Source organism: Pigmentiphaga litoralis (genome assembly GCF_014651835.1).
Lineage (GTDB): Bacteria > Pseudomonadota > Gammaproteobacteria > Burkholderiales > Burkholderiaceae_B > Pigmentiphaga > Pigmentiphaga litoralis.
The window spans coordinates 359,470-382,147 of sequence record NZ_BMXQ01000002.1 but is presented as its reverse complement, the minus strand read 5'-3'; the positions used below and the strand labels follow the sequence as shown (position 1 = coordinate 382,147).

Genomic DNA, 22,678 nt, shown 5'->3' with positions numbered 1-22,678 from the left:
GCGGCGCGGCGGCGGCCCGCCCGGGCCGGCCGCCCGTCCGGCTGGACTTCATAACAACTATTCGGAGACATCATGAACCTTCACCGCATGTTCGGACCGCTCGCGTGGACCGGCCGCCCCCTGGCTTCTCTGGCCCGTCCGCTGGCGGGCGTCGCGCTGGCGCTTGCCAGCCTGACCGCATCGGCCGCGTGGCCCGAGCGCCCGATTACCTTCATCGTGCCGTACACCCCCGCGACCGGCATCGACCTGGTGGCCCGTCAGCTCGCCGCGCACCTGCCCAAGACGCTGGGGCAGACCGTGGTGGTCGAGAACGTGGCCGGCGCCAGCGGCAACATCGGCAGCGAACGCGCTGCCCGCGCGCAGCCCGACGGCTACACCTTCATGGTCCAGGTCAACACCCTGGTCATGAACCGGAGCCTGTACAAATCGCTGCCTTACGACCCGGTCAATGACTTCGACGCGGTGGGGCTGACGTCCTGGGGCACGCTGCTGCTGGTGGCCAATCCGTCGCAAGCGCCCAATACCGTTGCCGAAGTCGTGGCGGCGGCCAAGGCAGCGCCCGGCAAGCTCAACTACGGCACGCCCGGAGTGGGCACGCCGCATCATCTGTCGATGGCGCTGTTCCTGCAGCAGACCGGCGCAGACATGATGCAGGTGCCCTACAAGGGCACGGCCGGCGCCGTGACGGACCTCCTTGGCGGCCGCATCAACTACATGTTCCTTCCCGTGCATGTGGCCCTCCCGCAGATCAAGGCCGGCAAACTCAAAGTGATCGCTACCGGCAGCGCCAAACGCCTGTCCCAACTGCCCGACGTTCCCACCCTGGCCGAAGCCGGCCTGAAGGGCGGCGACGTGGACATGTGGTACGGCGTGCTGGCGCCCAAGGGAACGCCGCCCGCCATCATCGAACGCATGAATCGCGAAATCGCCGCAGTCCTCAAGGCGCCAGACTTGGCGACCGCATTCGAGGCCCAAGGCATGGTTCCCGCCACGTCGACACCGGCGCAGTTCCGTGACCTGATTGGCAAAGACGCGCAGCGTTGGGCGGACGTCGTCAAGAAATCCAACATTACCGCGGAGTGAGAACGGCAGGGGCGCACTCGCCTGGAGACGTCCAATGGGACTTCGACCGATGGATGTTTTGGTCCATCGGTTGCTTCCGTCCATTGGACAAAATCGTCATCTGGACGGATGCCCGGCAAGGGTTGATACTCGCTCAAGTCTGAACTTGCTCATTTTCTGGCCGCGTCGCGGCCTGCGCCCTGCGTTCCACGGCCCGTATTCCACGGAGTGTCCCTTTCATGCAGCTCTACAGTTTCTTCAACAGCTCCACGTCTTACCGCGTGCGTATCGCGCTTGCCATCAAGGGCCAGACCTACGACACGCAAGGCGTGAATCTGCGCAGCGGCCAGCAGCGTGACGCCGCCTATCTCGAGGTCAATCCGTCGGGTGTGGTGCCGTCGCTGGTCGACGACGAGGTGACCTTGTCGCAATCGCTGGCCATCATCGATTACCTCGACACGCGCTTTCCCGAACCCCGCCTGATTCCGGCCGATCCGGTGCAGCGCGCGCGGGTGCTGGAAGTGTCCAACGCCATTGCATGCGACATCCACCCGGTCAACAACCTGCGCATCCTTCGATACCTGAAAGACCAGTTCAATGTCGACGAAGACGGCCGCAACGCGTGGTACCGGCACTGGGTGGCCGAAGGCCTTTCCGGGGTCAACGCCCTGCTGGAGCGTCATGGCGACGGCCCTTACTGCTTTGGCGACGCGCCGACCCTGGCCGATTGCTGCCTGGTTCCGCAGGTGGCCAACGCCTTGCGCATGAAGTGCGACCTTTCCCCTTATGCCCGCGTGATGGCCATCCATGCCCACGCCTCGGCGCAGCCCGCGTTCGTGGCAGCCGAGCCGGCACGTCAACCCGATTACATCGCCTGATCCAGGAGCCAATATGCAAATCGCCCGACATTACATCGACGGAGAGTGGCTGGGTTCCGTCAGCGGCAGCGAGACCCTCGCGCCAAGCTACAACCCCGCCACCGCAGAAGTCGCCGCAAAGTTCGCGGATGGTCGCAAGGCCGAAGCGGAAGCGGCCATCGCCGCTGCGGTCCGCGCCTTTGACGGCACGCCCTGGAAACACTCGGCCAAGCTGCGTGCCGAGGTGCTGCTCGGGTTTGCCGACCGCCTGGACGCACAGAAAGAAACCATTGCCGACTGGCTCGTCACGCTGAACGGCAAGCTGCGCCGCGAAGCCCTGGGCGAGATCGGCGCGGGTGTGTCCGAGCTGCGTTATTACGCCGGCCTGGCGCGCAATCTGTTCGGGCGCATCCTGGAAATCGAACCGGGCTGCTTCTCGTCGCTCGATCGCGAACCTTCAGGGGTCGCCGCCATCATCCTGCCGTGGAATGCACCTGTCACCCTGCTGGTGCGTTCGCTTGCGCCGGCCCTGGCCGCCGGATGCACCGTGGTCATCAAGCCTGCGCATCAGACCTCGCTGGTGAACAACCTGGTGCTCGAATGTCTGGTCAGTGACACGCGCGTGCCCAAGGGCGTGATCAATTCCGTCATCGAGTCGGGCACCGAGGTATCGCGGTGGCTGTGCGAGTCGCCGGATGTGGACGTGATCAGCTTTACCGGTTCGTCGGGCGTCGGCAAGAAGATTGCCAGCGCGACGTCAGACACGCTCAAGAAGCTGTCGCTTGAGCTGGGCGGCAAGGCGCCGGCCGTGGTGTTCAAGGATTGCGACCTCGACAAGACGATCGCAGGCATCGTGGCCGGTGGTCTTGTGATGGCAGGGCAGCAATGCACCGCGGTTGCACGCGTGCTGGTCGAAGACAGCGTGTACACCGACTTTTCCGCCCGGCTTGCGCAAGCCTTGAAGGCAGTGAAAGTCGGGCCGGGCAATGATCCTTCGTCACAGATGGCCTGCCTGATCGACAACGCCAACCGCGACCGTATTGCAGGCTTGGTCGAAACGGCTGAACGCACGCAAAAGGTGCTGCTGCGCGGCGCCATCCCCGAAGGTGCGTTGGGACGTGGCGCGTTCATCACCCCCAGTCTGGTCGAAGTCGAAGACCTGACCAGCAACTTCGTGCAGAACGAACTGTTTGGCCCGCTGCTGGTGATCGAGCGCTTTTCGACCGAAGACGAAGCCGTGCACCGCGCCAACGCCACGCGCTTCAGCCTGGCCGCCAGCGTCTGGACGACCGACATGCGCAAGGCGCGCCGGGTCGCCACGCGCATCCGGTCGGGCACCGTGTGGTCCAACACCCATAACCGGCTGTTTGCCGAGATCGAGACGGGCGGCTATCGCGACAGTGGCTACGGCAAGCTGCACGGCGTGGAAGGCCTGAACGACTTCATGCAGACCAAGCACTTCTATTTCGAAACGGGCGTCTGATCGACACACCCCTGACCGACCCTGAACATCCTCGCGGAGCGTGTCCATGCGCAGCAGCGCCCACTACTTTGTCGAAGGCCTGACCGGCCTCGGCATCGATTACATCTTCTCCAACTTCGGCACCGACCATGTGTCGCTGATCGAAGCTTTTGCGCAGTGGAAGAAAGAAGGCCGCGCGCATCCGACCGTCATGCTCGTTCCACATGAAAACGTCGCGATGCATATGGCCATGGGGTACGCCGCGGTCACCGGCAAGGGCCAGGCGGTCATGGTGCACGTCGACGCAGGGACGGCCAACGCCGCGATGGGCATGCACAACATGTTCCGCACGCGGATCCCGGTCATGCTGATGGCGGGACGTTCGCCCTACACCTTGCGCGGCGAGCTGCCCGGTTCACGCGACAACTATGTCCACTTCGTGCAGGACCCGTTCGACATCGCCAGCCTGGTGCGCCCGTATGTGAAGTGGGACTACTCGCTCCCCACGGGCGTGGTCGCCAAGGAAGTGCTGCGCCGCGCGCACTCGGTCATGCAGAGCGATCCACCGGGCCCGGTGTATCTCACGCTGCCGCGCGAAGTGCTGGCCGAAGAATGGGAAGCGGATCGCATCCGCGACTTCAGCGGCGAACATTACGGTGCCGTGCAGGCGGGTGGCGTGACCCCCGCCGTGGCCGAGGCCATTGCGTCGCGCCTGATGGCGGCGCGTGAACCCATCGTCATCACGTCGTACGTGGGACGTAAAGCCGAGGCGGTGCATGCCCTTGAGAAGCTGGCCATGTTGTGCGGCATCAAGGTGTACGAGTTCAGCCCGACGACGATCAGCGTATCGCGCGAATCACCCTGCTTCGGCGGCTTTGATCCGGGCAAGGCGCTGGCGGGCGCAGACCTGGGCCTGCTGCTGGATGTCGACGTGCCGTGGCTGCCCAAGTATGCGCACGAAGATCCGTCCACCGAGTGGATCCATGTCGACGTCGACACCATCAAGAAAGACTTTCCGATGTGGGGCTTTCGCACCGACATGCGGATCCAGGCCGATTGCGCCACCGTCCTGCAGCAGGTGAGCGAGATCGTCGAACAGCGCGCCGATGATGCGTTTCGCCAGACGGTTGCCGCGCGTATCGAAGGATGGGAAGGCGCCAATACGCAGCGGCGACTGGCCGTTGCCAACGTCGCGCAGGACATCGGCACGAAGGGCGCAATTTCGCCAGCCCACGTGTGCGCCACGCTCGGCAAGTTGATCGCGCCAACGGACATCGTCGTGAACGAGGCCGTGCGCAATACCTTCGCGGTACTGAATCAGATCCCCCGCACGGAACCCTTGTCCTTGCTCGGCTGCGCCGGCGGCGGCCTGGGATACAGCGCCGGCATTGCGCTGGGCGCCAAGCTGGCGAAGCCGGATGCACGCGTGGTCCAGATCGTTGGCGACGGCGGCTTCCATTTTTCGACGCCCACATCGGTCTATGCGACCGCGCAGCGTTATGGCATTCCCATCTTCACCATCGTGCTCGACAACAGTGGCTGGCAGGCCGTCAAGGAAGCCGTGCTGCGCGTCTACCCCGATGGCGCGGCGGCCGACAGCAATGACTTCCAGGCGAGGCTGGGTGTGGGCGACAACGTTCGCGCCTTCGAACAGGTGGGCGCTGCGTTCGGCGCCTATGGCGAGTGCATCGACGATCCGGCCGAGGTCGAAGCCGCGATTGCCCGCTGCCTGCAAGCCGTGGATGCCGGGCAGGCCGCCGTACTCAACGTGCGCATCGGGTCCATCTGATCCGTACTCGCCGGGACGCTTTATCCGCTTTGCAGCAGTTCTCACAACGACATGGAAAGACAACGATCTTTTCAGTACCGGAGGAAGACATATGTATACGAAGCATGCCTGGCACGTTGCCACCGCCGCCCTGATCTGTGCGGCGCCTTTCGGACTGGCGCACTCGGCCAGCGCGCCGGCCGCGTTTCCGACCAAACCCATCACCATCATCGTCGGCTACGCCGCCGGTGGCGGTAACGACGTGCTGGCGCGCGTGGTGGGCGAACGCATGGCCTCCAACATGGGCCAGCCCGTGATCATCGAGAATCGGCCGGGCGTCGCGTCGATTATCGGCGCCAACGTCGTGGCCAAGGCGAAACCGGATGGCTACACGCTGCTATGGGGAGCAAGCGGCCCCATCTCGTTCAATCCCGCGCTCTATTCCAAGCTCAGCTACAAACCGGAGGATTTCACGCCGGTGTCGCTGGCGGCCACCTTTCCGCTGGTGTTGCTGACGCAGGCAAACAATCCGGCCAAGACCGTCAAGGAACTCGTCGACTTTTCCATCAAGTCGCCCGAAAAAGCCAACTACGGCGCCAGCGCCGCTTCTTTCCAGCTGGTGTCCGAACTGTTCAACAGCAAGACGGGGGGCAAGTTCACCCGCATTCCGTACAAGGGCAGCAACGAGTCGGTCGCCGCGGTCATGGCAGGCGACGTCACGATGACGCTGGTCGATCCGGGTCCCGCATCGACCGCGTTGCAGGGCAACCGCGCCAAGGCATTGGCCGTGACGTCGGCCGAGCGCATGGCCGACTACCCGAATGTGCCGACGTTGAGCGAGCTGGGCATCGACCTGAAGGTCGAGTTGTGGAGCGGCGTGCTGGCGCCGGCGGGCACGCCTGAGCCGATCATCCGCAAGCTGGAACAGGAAATCGCCCGGGCCGTGGCCGATCCCGAAGTCAAGAAGCGCATCCAGGCGCTGGGCATGGTCCCGACCAGCAATACGTCGGCGGAGTTCACCAAGATCATCCAGCAAGAAGTGCCGCTCTGGAAGAAGGTCGCGAAAGAGAACAACATCAGCGCGGACTGAGGCCGACCCGCCCTGTGGCTGCCTCGGCATCACGGGGCCTGATTGACTGCCGGCCCCCCGTCACACACGGGTGTAAACGGGGCGGTCCGGCTTCTTTGCCAGCAGCCCGAGACGGACAGCTTCGGCCAGCTGGCGGTCGATCTTCGCAAACTCGGCGTCTCCCCATGTCGGCACAAAGACGCGGGCCAGGCGATGGGGCAGCAGCGTGATCCCACCCACCCCACCCCCCACGCCTCTGCCCGCCTGCACGATCATGCCCTGACCCGGTCCCCCAACTGCGCATCCTCCCGCTTTGCACGTGCGGCCAGCGCAAAGAAGGTCCGATGGGCCATCAGGCTGGCTGCCGCATCGCGCAGCAGGTCGGCGTCGTGCCCCCGGGGCACGTCATGCAGGGATGTCCCATTCGAAGCCGTCGCGGCCATAACGATCTGGCGCGCCGCTTCCTGCAAGGCTGCGACGGCATTGTTCGGATGATGCGACACCCGCGCCATGGCGTGAATGGCGCCCCGGATCGAGGTACGAACGTCGAAGGGCGTGTCGTCGGCCCGCAGCAGGGATTGCAGGCGCAGCACGGCATGGCCGACTTGCAGGGCTGCCATCCCGTCGCCCACCACCTGGCTCGATTGCGCATCATTGGTTCGCGCCACCAGCCGCAGAATGCGGTGGTGCATGCGTGCGCGCCACTTCCATTCCGGAAGGCGGGTGCGCGACCGCGCCATGCTTTCGATGTCGCCGACGATGTGGCGGACCAGCGCGCGCAGGCGCTGCGCCGGATCGACCGGCGCGATGTAGCGGAAGGCGAGCCAGGCCGCGGTCAGGCCCAGGGCCATGGCCTGGGCGCCGCCGATGGAGTCGTCCAACGTGGTGTGTACGGGCCAGGACGGATGCAGCACCAGCAGAAAGCCCATGCAGTAATCGAGCGCATACGGCACGGTGGTGCGATGGGCCAGTGCCAGCGCGCCGATGGCCAGCACTGCCCCCACCGCGGCAAGCAGCGCGATTTCGCTGTGGACATAAGGCAGGACGAGCCAGGTGAACAGCACCGCCATGCTTACGCCGGCGATCGATCCCAGGGCGACGTTGCGCATCAGGGCGCTCGGCGTTTCCATGGTCGAGAACAGGGGTAGGAACACGGCAGTGCCCAGCACCATGTACGGGCCGTAGTGCCAGCCCGTTGCGACCCACACGCCGCCCACCAGCAAAACGGCGAGCACGGTCCGGAACGCGGCCTGGCGCGCGCCGACCCAGTCGCGGTGCGGGTGCAGCGTGAAGCTGTCGTCATTGCGCACCGCGCCGGCGGACACGTCGTGCAGCATCGCGTCCAGCGCCGTTTCCAGTTCCGCCAGGGCCACGGCCAGGCGGCTGTTTGCCGGCGCCGTCGCCACCAGCTGGCGCAGCGGGGCAAGGGCGGCGGATGCTGCTTGCCCGGCATCCAGCGCGGCCTGCACCGCCCGCAGTCCGTGATCCAGGTCGTCGCGCCAGGTGCGCAGCGCCGCGTCGCTTTCCAGACGATCCAGGTGACCCACGACCGTGCGCGTGGCAGTCGCCAGCGCCAGCAGCGCCGAGAACACGCGGCGCACCTGCACCATGCGGCGGCGCTTGCGCAGCGAACCAAAGGCGGCTTCGTCCAGGCCGAATTCGATGTCGGCCATCTGCCGCACGCGGGCTTGTTCTTCGGCGATCAAGGCCGGTGTCGGACCGTCGGCAATGACGCGGGCGGCCCAGCCCAGGGTCTGGCTGACCAGCAACGGCACGCTGTCGAGCCGGGCCAAGGTGCCGGAACGAGGCGTGAGCAAGCCATTGGCCAGCACGGCCACCAGCGCGCCCAGCAGCACGCCTTCGACCCGGTCGAAGGCCAGATGCGCGACGCTGCCATGGTGACTGAGCGACAGCAAGGCGACGATGCCCGCCGTGTAGCCCGACAGCATGTAGCCGTAGGCCTGCAGGGGCCGCGCAAGATTGCCCGCCCAGCAGCACAGGCCCAGCCAGGCCGCCAGCGACAGCACCAGCCATGACGGCGACCCGCCGGTCACTACGATCAGTCCCGCCCCGACCAGGGCGCCAACCACCGTGCCGGCAACGCGATAGAAGCTGCGGGCCTTGAGCAGGCCGCGCGTGGGCTGGCTGACCAGAAAGACGGTCATGGCGGCCCACCCCGGACTGTCGATGCCCAGGGCGTTGGCCAGCACCAGTGCCACGAGGGCAGCCAGGGCCGTGCGCAGGGTGGCGCGGACCCGTTGGCGGTCGAAGCCGTCGATCACGCCCCGCACGGCGTTGGAAACGAACGTCATCACGCCGCGCCCTTGTTGCGCTCGGGCTCCAGTTCCGCCTCGAGCTGATCGAACACCTTGCTGAACCGCGCAATGTCGCTGTCGTCGATATCGCGCAGCAGGTCGTGTTCAAAGGCCTGGATACGCACGTGCACACGCCGCGCCAGGGCGTGGCCGGCATCGGTCAGGCTAAGCAGCTTGGCGCGGCGATCAGCGGCGTCATCGGTGCGTTCGACCAGACCGTCGGCGCACAGGATGTCGAGCAGGCGCACCACGCTCGACCCGTCCAGGCCCAGGCGGGCGGCCAGGTCTTTCTGGCGGATGGGATGGTCGACAAGGTGCAGGTGAATCAGGGGGCGCCAGGTGGCGTCGGTCAGGTTCAGCGAGGCCAGCTCGTGATCGATCGCGCGGCGCCAGTGTCGAGCCAGCGCCGACAGGCGGCGGCCGAACTGCTCGCGCCGGGAAGCGATGTCTGAGGGAAGGTCAGACGCGGCAGCCGGCCTGGCTGTCGATTCCGGCAGGGCGGTGGAAGCTTTGGATGGTGCTGAGTTCATGAATTAGATGATATACCATCTATTTGTATGTCACCAATTATCCCTCGCACCAGCGTTGTGCCCACGCACCGCAGCGGCCTCCTTCCTCGAATCATCCTGGTGCGGCGCGCGGCGCAGCGCCGACGCAAGTCATTGATCCATAACGATTTCTGCGATTGGCACAGTCTTTGCATCGAGAAGATCGCGAGTCAACGAAGATTCGTCCCAATTTATCGAGTGCCCGGCCAACGGGTGCTACGGACAACGGCGTCCCCTGAAGTGGTCAATGACCTCCTCACGGGACGCCGTTTGTTTTTCACGGATCCGACATGACACGTTCGACACCGCTTGCCCAATCCGCGCCGGACCATCCGGCTGCACTGCCCCAGGAGCGCGACACCATGAAACTGATCGTCATCGGCCACGGCATGGTGGGCCACAAGCTGCTCGAGTCGCTGGCTGACGCGGGCGACGATCGCCTCGACGTGACCGTGCTGTGCGAAGAGTCGCGGCCTGCCTATGACCGCGTGCACCTGTCCGAATTCTTCGCCGGACGCACGGCCGAAGACCTGTCGCTGGTCAAGGCCGGCTTCTTCGACCGCGGCAACATGCTGCTGCGCCTGAACGCGCGTGCCACGGCCATCGACGCCGCCCACAAGACGGTGACGGTGTCGACTGGCGAAACGCTGCATTACGACAAGCTGGTGATGGCGACCGGATCGGTGCCGTTCGTGCCGCCCGTGCCGGGCAACGATCGCAAGGACTGTTTTGTCTACCGCACGATCGAGGACCTGGAGGCGATGCGTGAATGCGGCGCGCGGTCGCGCACGGGCGTGGTGATCGGCGGCGGACTGCTGGGACTGGAGTGCGCCAAGGCGCTGCGCGACCTGGGCCTGCAGACGCATGTGGTCGAATTTGCGCCGCGCCTGATGGCCGTGCAGATCGACGAGGCCGGTGGCCGGGTGCTGCGCAGCAAGATCGAGGCGCTGGGCGTGACCGTGCACACGCAGAAGAACACGCTGCGGATCGTGGATGGCGAAAGCGGAACGCATCGCCTGGAGTTTGCCGACGGCACGCACCTGGACACAGACATGATCGTGTTCTCGGCGGGCATCCGTCCGCGGGATGACCTGGCGCGCCACAGCGGCCTGACGGTCGGCGCGCGCGGCGGCATCGTCATCGACAACGCTTGTGTCACGTCGGACCCGGACATTTTTGCGATTGGCGAATGCGCGCTGTGGGAAGGCAAGATCTTTGGCCTGGTGGCCCCGGGCTACGACATGGCCCGCACCGTGGCCGCGCAATTGCGCGGGCAGACGGCCGCCTTCACCGGCGCCGACATGAGCACCAAGCTCAAGCTGATGGGCGTGGACGTCGCCAGCCTGGGCGACCCGCACGCCACGTCACCGGGCTGCCGTTCCTATCAGTACACGGATGAACGCAAGCAGGTCTACAAGAAGCTGGTGGTGTCGGATTGCGGCAAGTATCTGCTGGGGGGCGTCATGATTGGCGATGCGACCGAGTACGGCACGCTGCTGCAGATGATGTTGAACCGCATCGAACTGCCGGCGTCCCCGGAGTTTCTGATCCTGCCGCAAAGCGATGGCGCGGCGCGACCTGGCCTGGGCGTGGACGCCCTGCCCGACTCCGCGCAGATCTGCTCGTGCAACGACGTCTCGAAGGGCCAGCTGTGCCAGGCCGTGGCCGACGGCGCCGTGACCATCGGCGCGCTCAAGTCCTGCACGCAGGCCGGCACGACCTGCGGCGGCTGCGTGCCGCTCGTCACCCAGGTGATGAAGGCCGAGATGAAAAAGCAGGGCATGGCCGTCAACAACCATATCTGCGAACACTTTCCGTACTCCCGCCAGGAGCTGTTCCACCTGGTGCGCGTCGGCGACATCCGCACGTTTGCCGACCTGCTGGACAAGCATGGCAAGGGACTGGGCTGCGACATCTGCAAGCCTACCGCCAGCAGCATCCTGGCATCGTGCTGGAATGACTTCGTGCTGAAGAAGGAACATGCGTCGCTTCAGGACAGCAACGACTACTTTCTGGGCAACATCCAGAAAGACGGCACCTATTCAGTCGTGCCCCGCATGACCGGCGGCGAAGTTACGCCCGACGGCCTGATCGCGGTGGGCCAGGTGGCCAAGAAATATGGCCTGTACACCAAGATCACCGGCGGTCAGCGGGTGGACCTGTTCGGCGCGCGCGTCGAGCAACTGCCGCTAATCTGGGAAGAGCTGATCGCCGCCGGTTTCGAGACCGGCCACGCCTACGGCAAATCGCTGCGCACCGTGAAGTCCTGCGTGGGGTCGACCTGGTGCCGCTTTGGCGTGGACGACAGTGTCGGCATGGCGATCCAGCTCGAAAATCGCTACAAGGGCCTGCGATCGCCCCACAAGATCAAGTTTGGCGTGTCGGGCTGCACCCGCGAATGCGCCGAAGCGCAAAGCAAGGACGTCGGCATCATCGCGACCGAAAAGGGCTGGAACCTGTACGTGTGCGGCAACGGCGGCATGAAGCCGCGTCATGCCGAACTGCTGGCGATCGACCTGGATCGCGACACCCTGATCCGCATGATCGATCGCTTCCTGATGTTTTACGTGCGCACGGCCGACCGCCTGCAGCGCACCAGCACCTGGCGCGACAACCTGGAAGGCGGTCTGGACTACCTGAAGCGCGTCGTGCTGGAAGACTCGCTGGGCATCGGCAACGAACTGGAAGCCGACATGCAGCGCGTGGTCGACGCCTACGAATGCGAATGGAAGCGTGCCGTGACCGATCCGGAAACACGCCGCCGCTTCCGCCATTTCGTGAACAGCGACCAGGCGGATTCGACCGTGATGTTCGTGGAGGAACGCGGCCAGATCCGCCCCGCCACGCCGGCCGAGCGGCCCCGCGCGCGCCTGATCGATATTCCCGTGGTGACCGAATCCGCCAAGGAGCTTGTCTGATGTCCGCCCAACTCGACACCCTTCCCCTGCACTGGACGCCTGTCTGCGCCCTGGCCGACATCGTGCCCGACACCGGCGTGTGCGCCCTGGTGGCGGGCAGGCAGGTGGCCATCTTCAGGCTGGCCAGGCTGGACGACAAAGTATTTGCAATCGACAACTATGATCCGAACTCGAACGCCGCGGTGCTGTCGCGCGGGCTGGTCGGCAATCTCGGCGACCGCATCGTGGTTGCGTCGCCGATCTACAAGCAGCACTTCGACCTGAACACCGGCGAATGCCTGGAAGCGCCCGAGAACTCCGTGTCGACCTGGCCGGCCGACGTGCGTGACGGACAGGTCTGGATCGGCGCATGACTGCCGCGCCCACGCGACGCCCTTCGCTGGTCGTGATCGGCAATGGCATGGCCGGCATGCGCACCATCGAAGAGCTGTTCAAGCTGGCGCCCGACCGCTACGACATTACGGTGTTCGGCGCGGAACCGCACGGCAATTACAACCGCATCCTGCTGTCGCCGCTGCTGTCGGGCGAAAAGCAGCTGGATGACATCATGCTCAACTCGCGCGAATGGTATGCGCGGCACGACATCATGCTGCATGCCGGCGACCCGGTCATTGCCATCGATCGTGCGCGGCGGCGCGTGCGGTCGGCCGCGGGTGTCGATGTGCACTACGACCGGTTGTTGATCGCAACCGGATCCAAGCCGGTGATCCTGCCCGTGCCCGGCCACGACCTGGACGGCGTCATTGCCTTCCGTGACATCCAGGATGTGGACACCATGCTGGCTGCGGCGCGCGACCATCGTCATGCCGTCGTGATCGGCGGTGGACTGCTCGGGCTGGAAGCGGCCAACGGCCTGATGCGCCAGGGCATGTCCGTCACGGTGGTGCATGTGGCCGGTGCCTTGATGAACCGGCAACTGGATGCGCCCGCGGCCGCCTTGCTGAAACACGCGCTGGAACGCCGCGGCCTGCGCTTCTTGCTGGAAGCCCATACGCAAGCAATCGTCGGCAGCACGCGCGTTGAAGGCGTGCGCTTCAAGGACGGCAGTACGGTGCCGGCTGACCTGGTCGTGATGACGGCGGGCGTGCGTCCCAATATCGAACTGGCCGCAAAAGCCGGTTTGTACTGCGAATGCGCCATCGTGGTCGACGACACGCTGCAGACCTTCGACCCGCGCGTCTATGCCGTTGGCGAATGCGTGCAGCATCGTTCGGCCACCTTCGGCCTGGTCGCGCCGATCTGGGAACAGGCGCGGGTGTGCGCGGCCCATCTGGCCGGCGCCGGCCACCGACGCTATGTGCAGCAGGCCACGGCCACCAAGCTCAAGGTGACCGGGGTCGACCTGTATTCGGCTGGCGACATCCTTGGTGCGGCCGGCACCACCGATCTCGTGCTGCGCGATGCGCGGCGCGGCGTCTACAAGCGGCTCGTCCTGGACGGCCATGTGCTGGTGGGCGCGGTGCTTTATGGCGACGTGGCCGATGGCCCGTGGTACTTCGACCTCATTCAGCAGCGGACCGACGTGGCGTCCCTGCGTGACCGTCTGCTGTTCGGCCGAACCTTTTGCGAGGCGCTTGCCGCCTGATCGACTGGAATCCATCGTGAACGTCGTTCCTATTTTTTCTGCCCCTGTCCTGACCAAGTCCGTGCCTACGTCGACGGCATCGGCGGTCACCTCCACCACCTGCCCCTATTGCGGCGTGGGTTGTGGCGTGCAGGCCAGCGTGGCGTCCGACGGCACGGTGACCGTGGCGGGCGATCCGGCGCACCCGTCCAACTTTGGCCGCCTTTGCGTGAAGGGATCGGCGCTGGGCGAAACGGTGGGCCTGGAAGGCCGGCTGCTGCACCCCATGCAGCGCACCGACGATGGCCTGCAACGTGTGTCGTGGGACACCGCGCTGGAGACGGCGGCCGGCGGCCTGCGCCGCATCATCGACACCCATGGGCCCGACGCCGTGGCCTTGTATGTGTCGGGCCAGTTGCTGACCGAAGACTATTACGTCGCCAACAAGCTGATGAAGGGCTATGTCGGGTCGGCCAACATCGATACCAATTCGCGGCTGTGCATGTCGTCGGCGGTCGCGGGGCACAAGCGCGCGTTTGGCGAAGACCTGGTCCCGGTGTCCTATGCCGACCTGGAAGTAGCAGACCTGATCGTGCTGGTGGGCTCGAACACGGCCTGGTGCCATCCCATCCTGTTCCAGCGGATTGCCAAGATGCGCGAGGCGCGGCCGTCGGCCCGGCTGGTGGTGATCGACCCCCGGCGTACCGCCACCTGCGAGCTCGCGGATGTGCACCTGCCGATCAAGGCCGGCACCGATGTCTGGTTGTTCAATGGGCTGCTCAGTTATCTGACACGGTCCGGGGCGGTCGACACGGCGTTTGTGGACGCGCACACGGCAGGCTGGAAGGACGCGTTGGCTGCCGCCGACGTGGACGGTTCAGACCCGGCCAAGATCGCCCGCATGTGCGAGATCGACCTTGACGTGCTGCTTGATTTTTACCGGATGTTCGCCGACACCGACCGCACGATCACCGCGTTTTCGCAAGGCGTGAACCAGTCGTCGGCCGGCACCGACAAGGTCAACGCCATCATCAATTGCCATCTGGCGACAGGCCGCATCGGCCGGCCGGGTGCGGGGCCGTTTTCCATCACCGGGCAACCCAATGCCATGGGCGGGCGCGAAGTCGGCGGCCTGGCCAACATGCTGGCGGCCCACCTGGACCTGGACAAGGCCGATCACCGGGATCTGGTGCAGACCTTCTGGTCGTCCCCCGCCATGGCGAGCCGGCCGGGTTTGAAGGCGGTGGATCTGTTCCATGCGATCGAAGCGGGCACCGTCAAGGCCGTGTGGATCATCGCGACCAATCCCGTGGTCAGCCTGCCAGACGCCGACCAAGTCAAACGCGCGCTGGCCACGTGCGAGCTGGTGATCGTGTCGGACATCATGGCCGAGACTGACACCAGCGCCTTTGCCGATGTGCTGCTCCCCGCGCTGGGCTGGGGCGAAAAGGACGGCACGGTCACGAGTTCCGAACGCCGCGTCTCGCGCCAGCGCGCCTTTTTGCCCGCCCCGGGTGAGGCGCGGGCCGACTGGCAGGTGCTGTGCGACGTGGCCACGCGGATGGGCTACGACGGTTTCGACTTTGCAGGACCACACGAAATCTTTGATGAACATGTCCGGCTGACCGGGTACCGCAATGAGGTCGAGAGTCCGCAAGCGATCAGACGCGTCCTGAACCTGAACGGGTTGAGTGGCATGGGGGCTGCGCAGTTCGATGCGCTGGCGCCGGTGCAATGGCCGGTGCCCACCGCACGGGACGCGGGGTCGGCCGATGCGCCACCCGTGCTGGCCGATCATGTGTTTTCCTTTCCGGATGGCCGCGCGCGGTTCGTGCCGACCCCGCCCCGCGCGCCGCAGCATCCCGTCGATGACGCATATCCGCTCACGCTGAATACGGGCCGTGTCCGCGATCAGTGGCACACCATGACGCGCACGGGCAAATCGGCGACCCTGGCCAGCCACATTGCCGAAGCCTTCATCGACATCCATCCGCAAGACGCCTTGCGGTACGGCGTGCGGGAAGGCGGCCTGGCGCGCATCGAAAGCCGGTGGGGCGCCATGGTGGCCCGGGTGCAGCATGGCGGGGGCATGACACGCGGCAGCGTCTTCGTGCCGATCCACTGGAACGACCAGTTCGCATCCGACGCGCGGATCGGCGCCGTCGTCAACCCCGTGGTCGATCCCGTATCCGGCGAGCCCGAGTTCAAGCACACACCGGTCCGCATCGAAGATTTTCCGGTGGCCTGGTACGGCTTCGTGTTGAGCCGCGCAGCCGTCGCGCCCGACCCCGCCGCCCACTGGACCCGCATCCAGGGCAAGCAGTTCACCCGGCTGGAACTGGCCGGACGCGCCGTGCTGGAAGACCCCCGGGCCTGGGCGCGTGCCTTGTTCGGCGCGACCGACCCCGAAGCCGACTGGCTCGACTACCGCGACCAGGCGGGCGGGGTCTACCGCGCCGCCTATGTCGTCGATGACAGGATCGAAGCCTGCGTCTTCCTGTCGCCGCGCCCGTCCCTGCCTTCACGCGCGTGGCTGGCCACCTTGTTCGACCAGGATGTGCTGGCCGACATCGACCGGATCGGCCTGCTCGCAGGCCAGGCCATGACGCCCGGCGCGGATGTGGGCCCCATTGTCTGCTCGTGCTTTGGTGTGGGGCGCACCACCCTGCGCAACGCGATCGTGGATGGCGGCCTGACCACGCCCGCGCAAGTCACCGCATGCCTGAAGGCCGGCGGCAACTGCGGGTCGTGCGTGCCCGAAATCAAGAAGCTGATCCACGAGACGCGGATCGAGGTGGCGGCTTGAGGGAGCGGGTTCTCTGTTGAAGCGGTGGCTCCGAGAGCTTGGCGGCTGTGCGATGAGGCCGGCCGCAGCTACGTCGACAAGCTGGTCGAGGTCGCCACCTTCCGCCATGGCACCCGCCGCGTGCTGATCCACATCGAGATCCAGGGTCGCGCCGACGCCCGCTTCCCGGCGCGCATGTACCGCTACAACGCGCTGTTGAAGGACGCCCGGGGCAGCCCGGTCGTTGACAGCCTGGCAGTTCTGACAGGTCACGACGCCGGGCCCGAGTGGATGCGCTACCGTGACGAAGGCCTCGCCTGCATCACCGAATTCACATTCCCCGTCGTGGCGCTGGGCCGCTGGCGCGCCCGCGTGCCTGAACTCATCACCCTCACAGCCACCAACCCTTTCGCGGTCATTGTGATGGCCCAACTGCAGGCGCTGCACGACCACGACGCCGAGCGCCGGCTGGACGGCAAGATCCAGCTTCTGCGCCTGCTGTACCGCAGCGGTTATGCGCGCGACGACATCCGCGCGCTGATCCGACTGGTCGATTGGATGATCACCCTGCCGCCTGGACTCGAGACGCGATTTGCGCAGGCCGGGCTGGCTATCGAAGAGGAATTGAAAGTGCCATTCGTGACGACGTTTGAACGGCTGGGTGAAGCCCGAGGGGTGGCCAAGGGGCTGGAGCAAGGCCGCGAACTGGAGCGCGACGCCCTTCGCCGCAACCAGTCCGCCATCCTGCAGCGCCTGCTCGCCCGCCGCTTCGCCCCGCTGCCCCCCGGCATTAACGACCGGCTCTCCACGGCGCCGCTCGACACCCTGAACCTCTGGCTGGACAAGGCCATCGACGCGCCTACGCTGGACGCGGTGTTCACTGCACCGTCAGAGCCTCAGTCCACGCAGGTGTATACCGCCTCGATCAACGCCGTGGCCCAGGGTCCGATGTCGGACACCGGCGACATGCGGTTGGGCGAGTAGGCAAAGCTCATGCGGCGATCGGGATCGGCGAACGCAATGGCGCCGCCCATGCCCGGGTGCCCGAAGTTGCGCGCGCCCTGGCCGATCGCAAATGACGGGCCCGGCAGCATGAATCCCAGGCCCATGCTGAACGGCCGCTTGGTCATGAAGTCCTGGCCTTGCCAGGTGGCTGCGGTGGCTTCGCGCAACACGTCGGCCGACACCACCTCGTAGCCGTCGATCGTGCCGCCCATCGCCAGCGCCGCATAGATACGCGCCATGCCCCGGGCGTTGCCATGACCGGCATACCGCCGCCAGGCTGCCGAGTTGTAGTCCTCGTCACGCGGCAGCGGACGCCACGCGCGATACAAGGGCGACGTGGTGATGCGCTTCATGCCTTCCAGGCTGGGCGTGCCGGGCGTTTCGATGTACTGGGCGCACAACGCGTGCTGCGCATCGTCCAGGCCCAGCCAGTATTCGGCGCCCAGCGGGGTCGCGATCTCGTCACGGTGGAAGTCGTGCGCACTGCGGCCGCTGGCATGCCGCACCAGTTCCGCGCACAACGGCGGAAAGGTGAACGAGTGATAGCAGTGCTGCGTGCCGGGCGGCCATTCGGGTGTCTGCGCCGCCAGCGCGGCCGACAGCACGCCGGGGGTGTACAGCGAGCCGATTGGCGCGGCATCGGCATACGGCAAACCTGCCAGGTGGCCGAGCAGCACGCGTACTGGCAGATCGGCTTTTCCGCCTTGGGCGAAGTCGGGCCAATAGCGGGCCACCGGGGCATCCAGCTCGATGACTCCCTGGCCCACCAGGCGCAGCACGCTCAACGCAAATATGGATTTGCCGACCGACTTCATGTCGGTGATCGTGTGGGCTTCCCAAGGCAAGGTGCGGGCGGCGTCGCGATAGCCGGCCCACAGGTCGACTACCGGGCGGCCATCGATCGTGACCGCGACGGCGCAGCCGACTTCGTCGCCGGCAGCCATGTTGCGCGCCAGCACGTCGCGCACCTTGTCAAAGCGCGGGTCGCATTCGCCCGACAGCGGAATGGACGACGGTAATCGCGCCACAGCCGACGATTTGGCTGACACTGGCTCAGACGATGAAAGGGGACCGTGCATGACTCTTCCTTGTACGAAACTTTCCAGATGACCGGGACACCCGCGTCATTCCATCTTGATCTGCGCCGTCTCGATCACCGACGTCCACTTCGCGATCTCGGCATGGAGCAGTTTGCCGTAGTCCGCCGGCGACATGACCAGCGGGTCGCCATCGGTCTTGGTAAAGGTCTCGCGCACGTCGGGCAAAGCCACCATGGCGGCCATTTCGCGATTCACACGATCGATGATGGCGGGCGGGGTGCCGGCCGGCGCCATGATGCCGATCACCACCTGCACGTCGTACCCTGGCACGCCCGCGTCGGCAATCGTCGGCACGTCGGGCAAGGCCGGCGACCGCTGCTGGCCCGTCACGCCAAGCGCGCGCAATTTGCCGCTGCGCACGAACGGCGCCGCGCCGCCCAGGGTATCGAACATGGCCTGGACGCGCCCTTCGAGCAGATCGACCCGCGCCGTGCTGCCGACCTTGTAGGGCACGTGCACCATGCGCGTCCGCGTCATGGATTTGAACAGCTCGCCGGCCACATGCAGCATGCCGCCGGTGCCGGTGGACCCGTAGCTCAGTTGATCGGGCCGGGCGCGCAGCAGCGTGATGAATTCGCCCAGCGTCTGGGCCGGAACGGAAGGATGCACAACCAGCACGCTTTGCGCCGATGTCAGCGTGCCAACCGGTACCAGGTCGCGCATCAGCTGGTACTTCTGGCGGTTGGCGCCGAAAGCCTCGATCAGTGAATGCGAGCTGGTGATCATGACGAAGGTGTAGCCGTCCGGCGCCGAACGGGCGGCCGCTTCGGTGCCAATGCCGAAGTTGCCACCCGGGCGATTGTCGACGACAACCGGTTGCGCCAGCGCCGTCTGCAGATGCTGGGCCAGCAGCCGGGCATACACATCGGCAGTTCCGCCCGCAGCGAACGGCGCGATGATGCGCACGGGGCGCGTCGGCCAGGCGCCGGCGGAAGCACCCCCAGGTGCCGCGCCAGCAGGTCCGGCACTGCCCGCCCCAGTGGCCGCCGCGCCCGCAGTCGTGCCTGCGGAGCCCGACCCCGCCGGGGATTGCGCCTGCACGGCCCACGGGCTGACCGCCGCGGCGGCGAGCCAGACACAGGCTGTACGGATCAAGGAACGTCGATTCGGAATCATGAAGCGGCCTCGCTAGGCTGGAAACAACAGAAACGGACAGGGCAATAAGGCCAAGGACGCAAGCCGGCGCTCGAGCACACGGACGTCAGAACGTATGCCGCATCCCGACCAGGTACCCCGAGGTATTTTCTCCGGGCCGCGGCACGATGCCCCGGTACACGCCCTGCTGCGCAGCGCCCCCGTTGTGGATCAGGTTGATCTGCGAGTACAGCGTGGTGCGCTTGGACAGCGAATAGAACGCCGCCAGGCCAACGTAATTGGCCTGGTTCGACGAATTCTTGAAGTCCTTGTGCCCGTATTCGGCAGTGACGCGCAGCGCGCCGGTCACCACCTTGCTCACGCCCAGGATGGCCAGGTTGAACTCGAGCGGCGCCCCCACACCGCCGTGGTTCTCATTGAAGAAGCCGGCGTGGGCTTTCATGAAGCCAAAGTCATACACCCCCATGACGGTGCTGCGCTTCGCGCGGTAATTGACGGCCGGCAGCGCCACGGTCGATACCGTCTCGTAGATCCCCGACAGCGACAACTTCCCCAGGTCGTAATTGATGGCGTAGGCCGTGCCGGCCGCATTGTTGTTGCCCGAGACGCCCGTGTCGCCGAAGCTGTGCTGCACGGCCAGCGTCGCGCCATGGAAATTGGGCGTGGTGTAGCGCAGCGAGTCGTTCCAGTAGGGCTGGTAACCGCCAATCGCCATGTTGAAGGCGCCGGCAAAGTTCGACTGCGATGGCGACTTGAACACCAGCGCCTGATGGGTCGGGTTGAACAGTCGCCCGGCTTCGATGCGGCCTTGCGGGCCCGACAGGCCCACCTTCGACTCGGAACCGTACAGGCGGTTGGCGCTGACTTCGCCGGTATCGGTAAAGAACAGGGTGCGCAGCAAGAAGAAGGCGTTGTAGCCTCGCCCCAGGTTTTCGGTGCCCTGGAACACCAGGCTGCTGGCCGCGATGCTGCCGGTTGCCAACTGCATCTGCGAAGCGCTGTCGGTCTTGACGTAGGCAATGCCGGCGTCAACCGCGCCGGACACCGACACGGCGGACTGCGCGAAGGCGCTGCTGCAGGTAGAAGCAACCGCCGCCGACAACATGACCTGACGGACGCGGGAATGACGGCGTAAGAGCTTGCGACACGATGGGTTCACGATATTTCCTGTGGGTGGAAAAACGGGGGAACATGCCCGGCAACCGCGGGCGCCGGACCGGACTGCGAGTCGTGAGGCGGCGCCGCCGCTCGCAGCGCTACGCCTCGCCACGACCCGTCTAGATATCGTTGCCGCGCACCGCAGCTGGCGCGCGCTCGTCCTGCCCGGCGCACTGCTCGCGCAGCGCATGCGTCTGCACCGCGTCCACCTTTCCATCGGCCTGCAGGGCCACGCGGTATACCTCCCTTGCGCGGGCGGCACTGATGCGTCCTTCGGCGACATCGCGTGCCACCGCTCCCGGATCGCGTTCGGCCGGCGCGCCATACCCCCCGCCGCCGCACGAGCCGACCAGCACCCGGTCGCCCGGCGCCAGGGCGACCTGACCCCAGGCCTCCAGGCCACGCACCCGGCCGTCGGCGCGCCGCACCGCATGCTGCGCCGTTGCGCCCGCATGGCCGCCGCGCACGCCCTTCGGCGCATGCACGACCCCATCACAGCCATAGGCCACGTCAATGGACGCGTCGCCCACCGGTCCGAATTCCACATAGATGCTGGACGCGCCGACATGCCGGCCCGCGCCCTCGCTGTCGGCCACATAGCGCCGTTGGTGCACCAGCAGGGGCTGGCGCAGCTCGTCCAACTCGATGCTGTCGATGAACATCTTGCCAGCGTTGCCGACGTGTCCGATCAGTTGCCACGCATCGGCCGATGGCGCGCCCGCGCCGCCCGACACGCCCAGGATCACTTGGTTGACGAAGGGCCGGCCGGTGACCGGATGCACTCCCGACACCACCCCGCCCGATGCCGGAATCACGCCTCCGCATTCGGCCAGTCCGATTCCGTCGGCCAGACCCGCCATCGCGCTTTGCACGGCGTTGGCCACGCGGTCCGCGATGTTGGTCGTCGCCGCCGAACACGAGGCCGGGTGCACCGGGCGTCCGGCAATGCAGTTGTCGCGCAGCACCACGTCCAGCCGGCGAAAGCTGCCGGCGTTCTTGGGCACGCTGTGGTCAATGCTGTTGAACACGCCTAGCATCGCCGCCGTGCGCGCGCAGGCTTCGGACAGATTCAATCCATTGGGCATGCAGTCAGGGTTGTGGCGCACATCGATTTCGACCCGGCCGGCCTCGGCATCGACGTGGATGTCGACGCGTATCGGAATGCCCCCAGCCGGCATGCCCGGCAAGGCATCGTGCACACTCGTTTCCGACATGCGCCCCGACGGAATCGCGGCCAGCGCAGCCGCCATGCGCGCTTCGCTGTAGTCGAAATATTCGTCGGCATATGCCGCCAGAAAATCCCATCCCAGCTCCCGCCCCAAGGCCTGCAGTTCGCGCTCGCCGATACGCGCCGCGCCCACCATGGCCAGGTAATCGCCCTGCCACTGGGCGGGTACGCGGATGCGCATGCGGCACATGCGCAGCACGTCGTCGATGTCGCGGTAATTTTGCTGCACCTTGACGGCGGGAAAAATCAGCGCGCCTTCTTCGTACACATCCCTGGCCATGCCCATATAGGTGGTGGGCTGCGAGTTGCCGCAGTCCGCCTGATGCGCCTTGGCGACTACGGTGTAGCGGTGCCGCCCGTCGTCATCAATCACCGGCACCAGGATGGTGTGATCCGCTGCATGCGAACACCCGTGATACGGCGAGTTGTGCAGGAAGGCGTCGCCCCGCCGCAGGTCCGGATGGAAGCTGCGCATGGCCTGGGCCATCAGGTCGGGACCCGACAGCACGTGGATTGGCAGGCTTTCCGCGGCGGCCAGCAGCTGGTCGTCGGCCGTCACGATGCAGCATGAGAAATCCCGTGCAATGTTGATCACGCCTGACCGTGACGAGCGCATCAGCGTGTTCGACATCTTGCGGGCGATGCCTTCGAAGCGGTTCGACAGCAAGGCAAGCCGCACGCCATCGGCGGCGGGGACGGATGCAGGCTTGGACAGGGCGGGAGTCGCAGACGTCATGATCGCTT

17 protein-coding genes are annotated in these 22,678 nt (G+C 66.0%); 10 read left to right on the top strand and 7 right to left on the bottom strand.

From position 1 onward, the window contains the following. Positions 1-72: 72 nt before the first annotated feature. The 5 genes from IE116_RS20190 (at position 73) to IE116_RS20170 (ending at position 6,239) form a co-directional block, all read left to right on the top strand. Positions 73-1,083 (top strand): tripartite tricarboxylate transporter substrate binding protein, encoded by a 1,011-nt coding sequence (locus IE116_RS20190; RefSeq protein ID WP_229828590.1) that lies wholly within the window; start codon positions 73-75, stop codon positions 1,081-1,083. Positions 1,084-1,301: 218 nt separating this feature from the next. Continuing rightward, complete coding sequence (gene maiA / locus IE116_RS20185) at positions 1,302-1,940, top strand: maleylacetoacetate isomerase (RefSeq protein ID WP_189615048.1); 639 nt, start codon at positions 1,302-1,304, stop codon at positions 1,938-1,940. A 13-nt stretch (positions 1,941-1,953) separates the two neighbouring features. After that, entirely contained in the window at positions 1,954-3,402 is a 1,449-nt protein-coding gene (locus tag IE116_RS20180) for an aldehyde dehydrogenase family protein (protein ID WP_189615047.1), read from the top strand. Between the two features lie 40 nt (positions 3,403-3,442). Then, positions 3,443-5,170, top strand: coding sequence for a thiamine pyrophosphate-requiring protein (locus IE116_RS20175; RefSeq protein ID WP_308428264.1), 1,728 nt, complete (start codon positions 3,443-3,445; stop codon positions 5,168-5,170). Positions 5,171-5,261: 91 nt separating this feature from the next. Further along, on the top strand, positions 5,262-6,239 hold the full coding sequence (locus IE116_RS20170) for a Bug family tripartite tricarboxylate transporter substrate binding protein (protein WP_189615045.1): 978 nt from the start codon (positions 5,262-5,264) through the stop codon (positions 6,237-6,239). A 60-nt stretch (positions 6,240-6,299) separates the two neighbouring features. On the opposite strand, the gene IE116_RS20165 is transcribed toward IE116_RS20170, so the two are convergent. From IE116_RS20165 to IE116_RS20155, 3 genes are read right to left on the bottom strand one after another with little or no spacing between them, the layout of a single operon-like run. Then, entirely contained in the window at positions 6,300-6,488 is a 189-nt protein-coding gene (locus IE116_RS20165; RefSeq protein ID WP_189615044.1) for a hypothetical protein, read from the bottom strand. A 2-nt stretch (positions 6,489-6,490) separates the two neighbouring features. Further along, positions 6,491-8,530, bottom strand: a complete 2,040-nt coding sequence (locus IE116_RS20160) for an FUSC family protein (RefSeq protein WP_189615043.1) — start codon at positions 8,528-8,530, stop codon at positions 6,491-6,493. Next, complete coding sequence (locus IE116_RS20155; protein WP_189615042.1) at positions 8,530-9,063, bottom strand: MarR family winged helix-turn-helix transcriptional regulator; 534 nt, start codon at positions 9,061-9,063, stop codon at positions 8,530-8,532. Before IE116_RS20155 ends, IE116_RS20160 begins: the two co-directional genes overlap by 1 nt. 380 nt (positions 9,064-9,443) lie before the next feature. Here IE116_RS20155 and nirB point away from each other — a divergent pair, with 380 nt between their 5' ends. From nirB to IE116_RS20130, 5 genes are read left to right on the top strand one after another with little or no spacing between them, the layout of a single operon-like run. Next, complete coding sequence (gene nirB, locus IE116_RS20150) at positions 9,444-11,999, top strand: nitrite reductase large subunit NirB (RefSeq protein ID WP_189615805.1); 2,556 nt, start codon at positions 9,444-9,446, stop codon at positions 11,997-11,999. Then, the gene (nirD, locus tag IE116_RS20145) at positions 11,999-12,352 is read left to right on the top strand and encodes a nitrite reductase small subunit NirD (RefSeq protein WP_189615041.1); all 354 of its coding nucleotides are present in this window, start codon (positions 11,999-12,001) and stop codon (positions 12,350-12,352) included. Before nirB ends, nirD begins: the two co-directional genes overlap by 1 nt. Then, a complete protein-coding gene (locus IE116_RS20140) occupies positions 12,349-13,584 on the top strand; it encodes an NAD(P)/FAD-dependent oxidoreductase (RefSeq protein ID WP_189615040.1) in 1,236 nt (411 codons plus the stop codon). Before nirD ends, IE116_RS20140 begins: the two co-directional genes overlap by 4 nt. A 16-nt stretch (positions 13,585-13,600) precedes the next feature. Further along, complete coding sequence (locus IE116_RS20135) at positions 13,601-16,369, top strand: nitrate reductase (RefSeq protein WP_373303069.1); 2,769 nt, start codon at positions 13,601-13,603, stop codon at positions 16,367-16,369. A gap of 24 nt (positions 16,370-16,393) precedes the next feature. Continuing rightward, positions 16,394-17,332: an RpnC/YadD family protein gene (locus tag IE116_RS20130; protein ID WP_189615038.1), complete on the top strand. Its 939-nt coding sequence runs from the start codon at positions 16,394-16,396 to the stop codon at positions 17,330-17,332. Here IE116_RS20130 and IE116_RS20125 read toward each other — a convergent pair. The 4 genes from IE116_RS20125 to IE116_RS20110 form a co-directional block, all read right to left on the bottom strand. Next, entirely contained in the window at positions 17,245-18,432 is a 1,188-nt protein-coding gene (locus IE116_RS20125) for a serine hydrolase domain-containing protein (protein ID WP_189615037.1), read from the bottom strand. The two genes, IE116_RS20130 and IE116_RS20125, sit on opposite strands and share 88 nt — an antisense overlap. A 45-nt stretch (positions 18,433-18,477) precedes the next feature. After that, positions 18,478-19,569 (bottom strand): Bug family tripartite tricarboxylate transporter substrate binding protein, encoded by a 1,092-nt coding sequence (locus IE116_RS20120; protein WP_189615036.1) that lies wholly within the window; start codon positions 19,567-19,569, stop codon positions 18,478-18,480. Between the two features lie 85 nt (positions 19,570-19,654). Next, a complete protein-coding gene (locus tag IE116_RS20115) occupies positions 19,655-20,707 on the bottom strand; it encodes a porin (RefSeq protein WP_189615035.1) in 1,053 nt (350 codons plus the stop codon). A 118-nt stretch (positions 20,708-20,825) separates the two neighbouring features. After that, positions 20,826-22,670 (bottom strand): hydantoinase B/oxoprolinase family protein, encoded by a 1,845-nt coding sequence (locus IE116_RS20110; protein ID WP_189615034.1) that lies wholly within the window; start codon positions 22,668-22,670, stop codon positions 20,826-20,828. Between the last annotated feature and the right edge of the window lie 8 nt (positions 22,671-22,678).

Bases quoted from the DNA above. Each gene is read 5' to 3' on its own strand.
- IE116_RS20190 (WP_229828590.1), top strand. From the start codon at position 73: ATGAACCTTCACCGCATGTTCGGACCGCTCGCGTGGACCGGCCGCCCC.
- maiA (WP_189615048.1), top strand. From the start codon at position 1,302: ATGCAGCTCTACAGTTTCTTCAACAGCTCCACGTCTTACCGCGTGCGT.
- IE116_RS20180 (WP_189615047.1), top strand. From the start codon at position 1,954: ATGCAAATCGCCCGACATTACATCGACGGAGAGTGGCTGGGTTCCGTC.
- IE116_RS20170 (WP_189615045.1), top strand. From the start codon at position 5,262: ATGTATACGAAGCATGCCTGGCACGTTGCCACCGCCGCCCTGATCTGT.
- IE116_RS20160 (WP_189615043.1), bottom strand. From the start codon at position 8,530: ATGACGTTCGTTTCCAACGCCGTGCGGGGCGTGATCGACGGCTTCGAC.
- IE116_RS20155 (WP_189615042.1), bottom strand. From the start codon at position 9,063: ATGAACTCAGCACCATCCAAAGCTTCCACCGCCCTGCCGGAATCGACA.
- nirB (WP_189615805.1), top strand. From the start codon at position 9,444: ATGAAACTGATCGTCATCGGCCACGGCATGGTGGGCCACAAGCTGCTC.
- nirD (WP_189615041.1), top strand. From the start codon at position 11,999: ATGTCCGCCCAACTCGACACCCTTCCCCTGCACTGGACGCCTGTCTGC.
- IE116_RS20140 (WP_189615040.1), top strand. From the start codon at position 12,349: ATGACTGCCGCGCCCACGCGACGCCCTTCGCTGGTCGTGATCGGCAAT.
- IE116_RS20125 (WP_189615037.1), bottom strand. From the start codon at position 18,432: ATGCACGGTCCCCTTTCATCGTCTGAGCCAGTGTCAGCCAAATCGTCG.
- IE116_RS20120 (WP_189615036.1), bottom strand. From the start codon at position 19,569: ATGATTCCGAATCGACGTTCCTTGATCCGTACAGCCTGTGTCTGGCTC.
- IE116_RS20110 (WP_189615034.1), bottom strand. From the start codon at position 22,670: ATGACGTCTGCGACTCCCGCCCTGTCCAAGCCTGCATCCGTCCCCGCC.